The 9,757-nt window shown below is 59.2% G+C and carries 8 protein-coding genes and 1 pseudogene; 6 read left to right on the top strand and 3 right to left on the bottom strand.

The window, feature by feature from the left end; translation table 11 throughout:
• From ACR3FF_RS18120 to ACR3FF_RS18100, 5 genes and pseudogenes are all read left to right on the top strand, one after another.
• A pseudogene (locus ACR3FF_RS18120) lies at nucleotides 1–278 on the top strand (hypothetical protein); the annotation flags it as partial.
• A complete protein-coding gene (locus ACR3FF_RS18115; RefSeq protein WP_458189509.1) occupies nucleotides 272–1,024 on the top strand; it encodes a transposase in 753 nt (250 codons plus the stop codon). The pseudogene ACR3FF_RS18120 and the gene ACR3FF_RS18115, both read left to right, overlap by 7 nt.
• A 342-nt stretch (nucleotides 1,025–1,366) precedes the next feature.
• Nucleotides 1,367–2,497, top strand: a complete 1,131-nt coding sequence (locus ACR3FF_RS18110) for a VIT1/CCC1 transporter family protein (protein WP_458189508.1) — start codon at nucleotides 1,367–1,369, stop codon at nucleotides 2,495–2,497.
• Between the two features lie 109 nt (nucleotides 2,498–2,606).
• The gene (locus ACR3FF_RS18105) at nucleotides 2,607–3,329 is read left to right on the top strand and encodes an MBL fold metallo-hydrolase (RefSeq protein ID WP_458189507.1); all 723 of its coding nucleotides are present in this window, start codon (nucleotides 2,607–2,609) and stop codon (nucleotides 3,327–3,329) included.
• Between the two features lie 205 nt (nucleotides 3,330–3,534).
• Complete coding sequence (locus ACR3FF_RS18100) at nucleotides 3,535–4,818, top strand: phenylacetate--CoA ligase family protein (protein ID WP_458189506.1); 1,284 nt, start codon at nucleotides 3,535–3,537, stop codon at nucleotides 4,816–4,818.
• A 439-nt stretch (nucleotides 4,819–5,257) separates the two neighbouring features.
• Here the strand turns inward: ACR3FF_RS18100 and ACR3FF_RS18095 are convergent, their stop codons facing one another.
• Together ACR3FF_RS18095 and ACR3FF_RS18090 are read right to left on the bottom strand one after the other, a co-directional pair.
• The gene (locus ACR3FF_RS18095; RefSeq protein WP_458189505.1) at nucleotides 5,258–5,872 is read right to left on the bottom strand and encodes a class I SAM-dependent methyltransferase; all 615 of its coding nucleotides are present in this window, start codon (nucleotides 5,870–5,872) and stop codon (nucleotides 5,258–5,260) included.
• Nucleotides 5,869–6,084: a hypothetical protein gene (locus tag ACR3FF_RS18090; protein WP_458189504.1), complete on the bottom strand. Its 216-nt coding sequence runs from the start codon at nucleotides 6,082–6,084 to the stop codon at nucleotides 5,869–5,871. The genes ACR3FF_RS18095 and ACR3FF_RS18090 overlap by 4 nt, the downstream gene beginning before the upstream one ends.
• Before the next feature lie 122 nt (nucleotides 6,085–6,206).
• Between ACR3FF_RS18090 and ACR3FF_RS18085 the strand changes: the two genes are divergently transcribed.
• A protein-coding gene (locus ACR3FF_RS18085) for an IS630 family transposase (protein ID WP_458189503.1) occupies nucleotides 6,207–7,344 on the top strand; the annotation gives its coding sequence in 2 pieces (ribosomal slippage) (nucleotides 6,207–6,631 and nucleotides 6,630–7,344; 1,140 coding nt in all).
• 103 nt (nucleotides 7,345–7,447) lie between these two features.
• Here the strand turns inward: ACR3FF_RS18085 and ACR3FF_RS18080 are convergent.
• Nucleotides 7,448–9,751, bottom strand: coding sequence for a nitric-oxide reductase large subunit (locus ACR3FF_RS18080; protein WP_458189502.1), 2,304 nt, complete (start codon nucleotides 9,749–9,751; stop codon nucleotides 7,448–7,450).
• Nucleotides 9,752–9,757: the final 6 nt, after the last annotated feature.

Genomic DNA, 9,757 nt, shown 5'->3' with positions numbered 1-9,757 from the left:
CAGCCGAGCAGACGTCGCTCACCGTCTTTAAAGTCGGTGAGCGACCGCTCGACTGGCAACGGATCCGTGATGCGATCTTCGAGCCGTTTCACGCCGGACTGGAGTGCTTGCTCACAGAGATCGACGCGACCGACGGGCTCGCGGAGCCCGTCATCGCGGCGATCGACATCACTCACTGGGACTTCTATCCCTCTCCGTACAAAGACGATCCCGACGATGACTCGTCATCGTCGATGGCGAAGAGAAGGTTCCAAAAGACAACTTTCCGGAGATGGTGAGCGGCGACAAAGAGGGGCGTAGCTACAAGTTCGCAACGTTGACGATCATCGGCCAGAACACGCCGATTGTCCTCGGGATCGAACCCGTCCGGGAGGCGTCGGCCTGGGAAGGCGACGCCTCCCAGATCGAGAGTCACTCGAAAGCCGACCTCGTCCGGCGGTTGTTGGCGCAGGCTGAACAACACGTCGAGATTCACAAACTGTTCACCGACCGTGAGTTCGACGCCATGGAAGTCTGGGACGTGATCGATTGCCACGACATCACCTATCTCATTCCGAAGCAGGTCTACGCCGCCGAGATAGAGCAGATCGAGAAGTTAGAAGCCCACCCGCTCGCCGACGTCGCCGTCGAGCGAGCGGTGACACTCTCCGTGGACGGTCGCTCACACGAGCTCAGTTTCATGTACGTCCCGTCGACGGAAGAAGACGGGACGTACGCCGTCTTCACGACAAATCGCGTCGTAACGCCCGACCAGGCAATGGGACTCACCGCGCAGTACAGCTGGCGCTGGCAGATCGAAAGCGAGTACAAGACCATCAAGCATCACTTCCTCCCTGCCACAGCCTCGACAGATTACCGCGTGCGGCTACTGTACTTTGTCCTTGGCGTCGTCATGTACAACGTCTGGCGCCTCACGAAGCAGGAGGTTCGTGAGGCGCTTGTCGTCGACCTCGGCGTAAAGCCGCCACTCCGCGCTGGCGAAGTCGTCGAACTCATCGGTTTCTGCCTCGCTCCGCCCGACTGATCGGTGAAAGACGCCCAGACCGCGGGACTCGGGAGTGACAACTCCCTCCCGAGTCCCGCTTTGGTACTCCATCTCTTCGGATATCACGACTCTCCACCCAATCGGTACACTGATCCTGTCGACCCCACACTCACCTCAGCCGCAAAATACTGGTTTGCACCGCTATCTCGTTTGTATCTTCGACATCCTCCGAACCTGTGGGAAGTTGAGACCGTATGCATTGAGAGCGACGGTCTCAACTCCCACTGACCGTGTATTGGATGAGGGGGTAGGCAGCAGTCAAGGCGACCCTGTGATGCGCTGAAGCCACCACTAAGTCCTCGTGTCGCAATTACACCATATATGACTGCTCCAGAGGATATCGAACGCTACCGTCGCAATCGGCAAGACGAAATCGACAGTGCGACGGTCTATACCGCGATGGCTGACGCCGAATCGCAACCACAGGTCGCAGAAGTCTACCGCCGGCTGGCCGACACGGAGCGAACCCATGCAGACTTCTGGACCGAGAAGATTCGAGAAGCCGGTTCTGACCCAGGAGACGCCAAGCCGTCTCGGAGAGCGAGGGTGCTGGCGTGGCTTGCCCGTCGATTCGGACCGGGGCTGGTACTATCCTCCATGCAAGCCGGGGAGGCCATCGGTGGGAGTGACTACGCGACCCAACCGGAGGTCACGGGAACCGGGATGGCCGCCGACGAACGCTTGCACGATCGTCTCCTGACGGTGATCGCGGAAACACCCGGGCAGGGGGCACGGGGGGAAGTCCTCGCCCAGCTCGAAGGCCGCCACCGGGCGACCAGCGGCAACGCACTCCGTGCCGCAGTTCTCGGTGCAAACGATGGTCTCGTGTCCAATCTCAGTCTTGTGATGGGCGTCGCCGGTGCGGCACTGGATTCGACGGCGATTCTGATTACGGGTCTCGCCGGGCTCCTCGCTGGATCGGGGTCGATGGCGATGGGCGAGTGGCTCTCCGTCCAAAGCTCTCGGGAACTGTATCAACGCCAGATCGGCATTGAGGCCGAAGAACTCGCCGAGGTTCCCGAAGAAGAAGCAGAAGAACTGGCCCTCATCTACGAGGCGAAAGGGCTCTCGAAAGAACGCGCCAGAGAGATTGCCGAGCAGTTGATTGCCGACGAGGAGATGGCACTAGACACGCTCGCTCGGGAGGAGCTGGGCATCAACCCAGAAGAACTGGGTGGCTCAGCGTGGGAAGCGGCCGCGACGTCGTTCGTGCTCTTCGCACTCGGAGCCATCGTCCCCGTCCTCCCGTACTTCGTGTTGAGTGGACTGGTCGCCGTCGGCGTGAGTCTCGTGCTGAGTGCAGTCGCGCTGTTCGTCATCGGGGCCGGCATCACGCTTCTCACGGGACGGTCCGTGCTCTTTTCTGGACTGCGGCAGGTCGGGATTGGACTCGCTGCTGCGGTCCTCACCTACGGTGTCGGGAGCCTGATTGGGGTGACGCTCGTCGGCTGACGACGGGTTTCGACGCGGGTGGTCAGAGAAGGCACGGCATCCAGGAAGCAGGCGCTTACCCGCTCAAACCAGCTAGCAGAGATATCCCAGTCGAGTGCGTACGTCCGCTATGGAATTCGTTCGTGGCGTCGAGGTCGCCGACAGAGTGTATCGATTCGGGACGCGCCGAATCAACTGGTACATCGTCGAGGAGGACAATGCTCTCACTGTCGTCGACGCTGGCCTCCCCGGACACTGGAACCTCCTCGTCGAAGGTGTCGAGGTACTCGGATACACGATATCCGACGTTGCGGCGATTCTCATCACCCACGGCGACCTCGACCATCTCGGCTTCGCCGAGTGGCTTCGAGTAGCCGCTGACGCGCCGGTGTGGATCCACCCGGCCGATGTGCAGCGGACAAACACGGTGTCCCGGTCGCTCCCACCGCTCGACTTCGTGAAGGTACTCTGGAAGCCCCCGGTGTTTTCGTACTTCGTCGAAGTCGTCCACTCAGGGGTCGGATCGGTGCCGCAACTCACGGCGTTCGAAATCTTCGAGGACGGCGACGAACTCAACGTCCCTGGGCATCCAACGGTCATCCATGTCCCCGGGCATACGGCCGGATCCTCCGCGTTCTATCTCCCCGATCGAGATGTGCTCTTCTGCGGTGACGCCCTGATGACGTACAATGTTCGAACTGGCCGCCACACCGAACCAGCGCTGTTGCCACCGATACACTACGACGCCGAGAAGGCGCGGTCGTCGATACGGAGATTGGATTCCTGTGGTGAGGTCGTACTGTTGTCCGGACATGGTGAGCCCTGGGAGGGCCACATGAGGACCGTCGGGTAACAGCTGGCTCGGCGGGCCAATAACAAAGTCCGTTCGCCGCGAAGTCTAACGGGAACACGAGAGGGGGCTCGGAAGAATTCCCCCGTGCTCCAACACCAGTCCGATGAATCCAATTGAGAGAGGAAAGATCACGCTCGACGTATGGCGGGCCAGAAGAGCGACCCGTGCAGAGATAGAGGCTCGGCAGCGACGACGGCTCACTGAGATGCTCTCCTTTGCCCGGCGACAGTCACGGTTCTACAAGCGCCACTACGCCGACGTCCCCGAGGGCAGTACCGACCTCACACAGTACCCGCCGGTGTCGAAGTCGATGCTCATGGAGCACTTCGACGACCTCGTCACAGACACTGCGATTACCAAAGCCGAGATCGACGCGTTCGTCGCTGACGAGACGAAGATCGGCGAGCGCTTCCTCGGGATGTATCCGGTTTGGACAACGTCTGGGACGACCGGGGAACCGGGGGTGTTCGTTCAGGATGAGACCGCATGGACCATTTCAGACGTGCTGGGTGATCGGTGGATCGTGCCCGCAATGGCCGGAATTTCGTCACTGTCCCGACTCTTCACACAGAATCTCCGCATCGGACTCGTCGCTGTCTCGGGCGGTCACTTCGCCGGTGCGGCCGGCCTCGAGATGATGCGTCGAGAATCCGTCTATGGAGAGCGTCGCCTTCGACTCTTTTCCCCGAAGAGCCCGATCGACGACCTGATCTCCGATCTGAACCAGTACCAACCCGCCATCCTCGAAGGCTACTCGACCGTCTTCGTCGAGTTGGCGCGAGCCCAGCAAGATGGCCGTCTCGACATCAGCCCGGCACTCGTTCTCCCCACTGCAGAACCCATCTCTGAGACCCAAAAGCGAATGCTCCGAGACACCTTCGATTGTGTGGTCCGAGAACTCTATGGGGCGACGGAATTCGTCCCGATTGCCGTCGAGTGCGAACACGGGAATCTCCACGCCAATACCGACTGGGTCGTGGTCGAACCGGTCGACGAGGATTATCAGCCGGTCGAACCTGGGACGCCGTCGGACACCGTCCTCATCACGAGCCTCTCGAATCGAGTGCATCCGCTCGTTCGGTACGACCTCGGAGACAGCATCACGCTGTACGAAGAGCGGTGTCCATGCGGGAGCGCATTCCCCATTATGGAAGTCGGCGGACGGCAAGGAGACGTCTTCCAGTTCGAAACCGACGAGGGAGAGGAGGTGCCGATTTTCCCACTCGGACTCTCAAGCGTCGTCGAAGAAGTTCCGGGTGTCCATCGAACCCAGATTATCCGCACAGCCCCCACAACACTTCAGGTCCGCTTTGATGTCACTCCTGATGCAACCGAGGAGGAGGTCTGGAAACATATCGAGCGTGAACTCCAGTCGTTCCTTCGTAATCACGGGATTAACCACATAACCATCGAAGCAGTATCCGAACCTCCACGACGAGAGGAACGAAGTGGGAAGTTCCGGCACGTCTGGTCAGAATTAGAGCAGTAACTCACTCCGTTCAGTCGCCGTCTTGGGCATTCGATGTTGCTGAGTGAGTCAACGAGGAGATCATGCTCAACCGCGAAGAGATTCGAGGACCGTATGCATTGAGAATCCCAGTCTCAACTTTTGAAGCTAGGAGCGACCACCAGACTTTCGGAGGATGGGGTTCTGATGTGTGCCTACCGGCAAGATAGGTAGGGGATTGTTCGAGTAGAGAATCGGCAGACGTAACTCAATTCATCGTGAGTAGCGTGAAAAGAAGGCACGCATCACCCGGCTAAACTCCGAAGTTGTGGACCTGAGGACAACGCAGAACAGATGGTCCAGGACTAGACGGTGAAATCGGGGCCTGTTGGGACCCTCAATCGGGGATAGGTTTCAGAAGCAGTGCTGTCGACAGGAGCATATCGGCCATACGGTCCATTGTCCTTGACCGAGCTGGCACTTATCCCACGAGCGGCCACTGTGTTTCTGGATAGGATTGGGTTCCGCCGTGGCTATTGCGAGCGACGAGTTCGACGGTCGCTGAGCGTCTTCCTTCCCACTGCTCGCTCGATTCCTCGTAGTACAGGACAGTCAAGTCGAGACAGGCGTGGAGCAGTTCGTTCGAGCAAAACCGGTACCGGTCCGTACTCGGGCCTACCTCTGCTGGTGGCTCCGAACGGAGGTGATGCTGGTAGAACAACAACCCGTTCGGTTTCAGCGCCGCCTTGATGTCACTCAGTCGGTCGAGCGTCCGGAAGAAACTGACCGTCACTACGTCGTAATACTCCTCCGGATAGTCGAACTGGGTCGCATCGGTCTGTATCAGATTGATCTCGTCAGCGACATCCTGCTCCCGTGCATTTGCTCTGGTGATACGGAGCCCTTCGATCGACTGGTCGAGCGCATCCACCTCGTAGCCCCGGTCGGCGAGGAATACCGCGTTGCGTCCCGTACCACAGGCGACATCGAGTGCCCGTCCGTCGGACGTCTCGTCAGTGTACTCGCGCAATACTGGCGAAGGATCCACCTCAGACGGATATTCGCCGGTACGAAACCTCTCGTCCCATGTTGTCATATAGTAATTATACCGATCCTCACCCTTGTCAATACTTCTCCACTGAGTTCTGATGCGAAATCGTTCCGTCCCGCGGGAAGATCAATTGGGACGGTGAAATTACCCGTGCCGGTGTGCAGATCCGCAGAGAACGTTTCGCCAATCCCTTTGAGTGCTCCTCCACCTTCGGGGAGCGATATCACCTGCTCGGAAACTCCCGATTTATTGCTCATCCGTTCTTTTCCTCTTAGAGCAAGAATCAACATCCATGATATTTATCTATTCATGGCATTGTCTAGTGCGCCCCCAATCGTGGACAGCCTAGGTTATCTCGTCTGAGCGCGTCTCTACAGGAATGGGACGCAAGAAGAATATCGTCAATCTCTCGGACGAAGAACGCAGGAAGCTCAAGGCGTTCGTTTCGAAGGGTGAACACCGAGCCGAGGATATTACCCGTGCAAAGATCCTGCTGAAGGCCGACGAGGGGCTCACAGATCCGACGATCTGTGAGCACCTCGATTGCTCTATCTCCACGCCCTACCGGACGCGCAAAGCCTACGCCGAACGAGGGCTCGCGGCGATTCATCGCCGCAAGCCCGATCGGGTCTACGAACCCAAACTCGACGGCCGGGGCGAGGCGCATCTCGTCGCGCTTGCCTGCTCACCGCCCCCAGAAGGACGATCACGCTGGACCTACGCCCTCCTTGCCGACCAACTCGTCGCTCTCGAGGAGATCGAGTTCGACTCGATCTCCGAGGAAACCGTCCGACAGCGGCTAAAAAAACACCCTAAAGCCACACCGCTCTAAGTCCTGGCTGATCCCGACCGAACAGGATGCTACGTTCGTCTACCGGATGGAAGACGTCCTCTCACTCTATCACAAACCGTACGATCCTGACCAACCGGTGATCTGCTTTGACGAGGCAAGTAAGACGCTTCGGGGACACGTGCGCGATCCGTTCCCGGCGCGACCGGGAGCGGTCGCGCGAGAAGACTATCACTACGAGCGCAACGGCACGCAGAAGCTCCACGTGACCACCGAACCGCTCACCGGGTGGCGACACGTTAAGGTCACAGCGAAGCGCCGAAAACGTGAGTTTGTTGAACGGATGCAAGAACTCGCGGATGTTCACTACCCGGATGCGGCCCGCATCCGGGTAGTTCTGGACAACCTCAATACGCACAATCCAGCCGCCTTCTACGAGTTTCTCCCCCCGATTGAAGCCCGCGCGTACCTCGATCGCTTCGAATTTCACTTCACGCCGAAACACGGCAGCTGGCTGAACATGGCAGAAATCGAGATCAGCGCTCTCAAAACGCAGTGTCTGAATCGCCGTATCCCGGACGCAGCGACCCTCCAAACGGAGGTCGCTGCGTGGGAAACCGACCGCAATGAGGCAGAGACTTCTATCACGTGGCAATTCACGACTGACGATGCTCGAACGAAACTTCACCGACTCTATCCGACCCTTGGGAAGCACAACGAAACCTAGTCACTCAATGGTTGGGAGCGCACTAGCGAGGCGACCAAGGGAGTTGTGAAATCGAGGGGAGAGAAGGATTCGGACGTGAGGAAGCCGCTGGTTTTCCTCGATATCAATCGTCGTCTTCGGCCATTACCCGGTCGGGAATTGTCCCCCGACCTAGTGTATCACTTGGCAGCGAGACCGACCGCAACGTGAACCGCTTGGCTACCATGTCGTAGAGGAAGACGAGCGTCCCAAGGATGATCATCGTATCGCCGGGGAGCCGCGCCCAGAAGAGGAACTGGACGAGATCGCTGTTGTAGAACGCCAGACTCCGTGCGGCGGCGTAGCTCTGGGTGAACGCCGTCTCCAATTGCAGGAACCCGACCGGGAGTACGGACACGAACACCATGACGGCGAGGCCGACGTTCCAGAGCCAGAACGCCCACCGGAGTCGACGCTCAGTCCACTCGCTGGGTTTCGTCGAGATACGCAACATGTAGGTCGCCATCCCAAGCGCGAGGAAGCCGAATGCGCCGAACATCGCGGCGTGGGCGTGGCCGACGGTCAGGTACGTCCCGTGCTCGTAGTAGTTGACCAGCGGGAGGTTGATGAAGAAACCGAGCACGCCCGCCCCAAGGAAATTCCAGAACCCACTGGCGATGATGAACATGAACGGGAGCGTGTAGGGGAACGTCTCGTCGCTCGTCGCGAGTGCGCGATACTGGCCCATCGCCTCGAAGAGGATGAGGATGAGCGGGATGAGCTCGAGCGTAGAGAAGACCGAGCCGAACGGAATCCAGATGTCGGGCTGGCCGACCCACCAGTAGTGGTGGGAGGCGCCGATGATGCCCGACCCCATCACGAACAGCGCTTGGAACGCGACCGCCTTCTCTGCGGACGCCTTCCGGAGCAGGCCCATGCTCACGAGGGTAAGGCCGACGACCGCGACGATGAAGAACTCGAAGGCGCCTTCGACCCACATGTGGACGACCCACCAGCGCCAGAACTCCGTCATCACGATGTTCGTCTGGGGCGTATAGAGCATCCCAGCAGTGAACAACAGTCCGATCGACCCGCCCGCGTAGATGATCATGTGCGCAAGGCCATACCGCGCTTCCCGTTGCAGCATGGGTTTGAAGCCCCGCCAGACGAGGCCTGTCCACAGCACGAAGCCGACGAGGAGTCCGACCTGCCAGAGACGGCCGACTTCGAGGTACTCCAGGCCCTCGTTGCCGATGATCCACCAGAGCGGGCCATCGATGTAGCCCTGTGCGCCGAGCCAGACACCAACGAGGCCCCCGACTGCGGCGACGATGAGCGCACCGAGGAGGATGTGAATAGCGGTTCGCTGCCGATCAGGTTCGTGATTGGTCAGCAGTGGTGGAAGGAACAGTCCAGCACCGAGCCAGAGCGAGGCGATCCACAGAATGCCGAGATCGAGGTGGAACGTCTTCGCCAGTGCGAATGGGAACACCTGCACGATGTTGACGCCGAATACCTCTTCGATTCCAAAAAACGCGTGCCGCTCGACGTAGTAGTGAGCCAGTAAGCCACCGAGAAGGACTTGCAAGGCGAATAATGCTCCTGCAAGTGGGATGAACCGGGTCGCGGCACGCTGGCTGGGCGTCAAACTGATCTCATCGGGAGCCGGTATCTCGAGGTCGTTGACCTTCGGCTCCGGAAGTTCGACGGATTTGTAGGCGAACACACCGATACCGACGGCTGCGATGAGGAGCACCATACTGATGACGCTCCAGATCATCGTTGACCCGGTCGGGGTATTCCCTGCAGCCGGCTTGTAGGGCCACTCGTTCGTGAAGCTGTGGTCGCTTCCCGGACGATCTGTGTGGGAGATCCACGCGGTCCAGAGCGCGAAGTCGGCGAACCGCCGGGCGTCTTCCTCGGAATCCATCATATTCGCTGGCACGCCGCGGTCGAGCGCGCCATTGTGATAGCGCTCGACATAGACCTCCCGAACCTGCTGGTGGGCGTACACCTCTGCAGCGGAGTACTGCACCGTCTCCGTGCCCCGCTCGAACGACTCATCCAAGTCGTCACGGACGAGACTGTCGACACTCCCTTGATCGGCAGACTCCAGTTCCGTGTAATCCTCGTTGAATCGTTCTTGGGCGTAATACTCCCGCATGAACTGGACCTTCAAATCGAGCGTATCTGCGGTGTAGTCGACGCCGAAATACGCCCCATTACCGAGGATTGACCCGTGGTTCATCAGACCGTCCTGCTGGAAGGCGACTTTTCCAGCTTGGACCTGTGATTCGGTGGCGACGACGTCCCCATTGGGTCCGACCACCTCTTTTGGGATTGGTGGAACCTGCTGAGAGGAGTAGAATGCTCCCACCCCCATTACGATCAGGTTGACGACGAATACGGTCACCAATGCTTTCGCGATTGTCTGTCGGGAAATTTCCATGACTGA

The sequence above is a fragment of the Haladaptatus ordinarius genome (assembly GCF_054177595.1).
The sequence above is the reverse complement of the archived record's forward strand: the minus strand, read 5'-3'. Positions and strand labels throughout refer to the sequence as shown.

Coding starts and splice junctions, on each gene's coding strand:
- ACR3FF_RS18115 (WP_458189509.1), top strand. CDS start 272: ATGGTGAGCGGCGACAAAGAGGGGCGTAGCTACAAGTTCGCAACGTTG.
- ACR3FF_RS18110 (WP_458189508.1), top strand. CDS start 1,367: ATGACTGCTCCAGAGGATATCGAACGCTACCGTCGCAATCGGCAAGAC.
- ACR3FF_RS18105 (WP_458189507.1), top strand. CDS start 2,607: ATGGAATTCGTTCGTGGCGTCGAGGTCGCCGACAGAGTGTATCGATTC.
- ACR3FF_RS18100 (WP_458189506.1), top strand. CDS start 3,535: ATGCTCTCCTTTGCCCGGCGACAGTCACGGTTCTACAAGCGCCACTAC.
- ACR3FF_RS18095 (WP_458189505.1), bottom strand. CDS start 5,872: ATGACAACATGGGACGAGAGGTTTCGTACCGGCGAATATCCGTCTGAG.
- ACR3FF_RS18090 (WP_458189504.1), bottom strand. CDS start 6,084: ATGAGCAATAAATCGGGAGTTTCCGAGCAGGTGATATCGCTCCCCGAA.
- ACR3FF_RS18080 (WP_458189502.1), bottom strand. CDS start 9,751: ATGGAAATTTCCCGACAGACAATCGCGAAAGCATTGGTGACCGTATTC.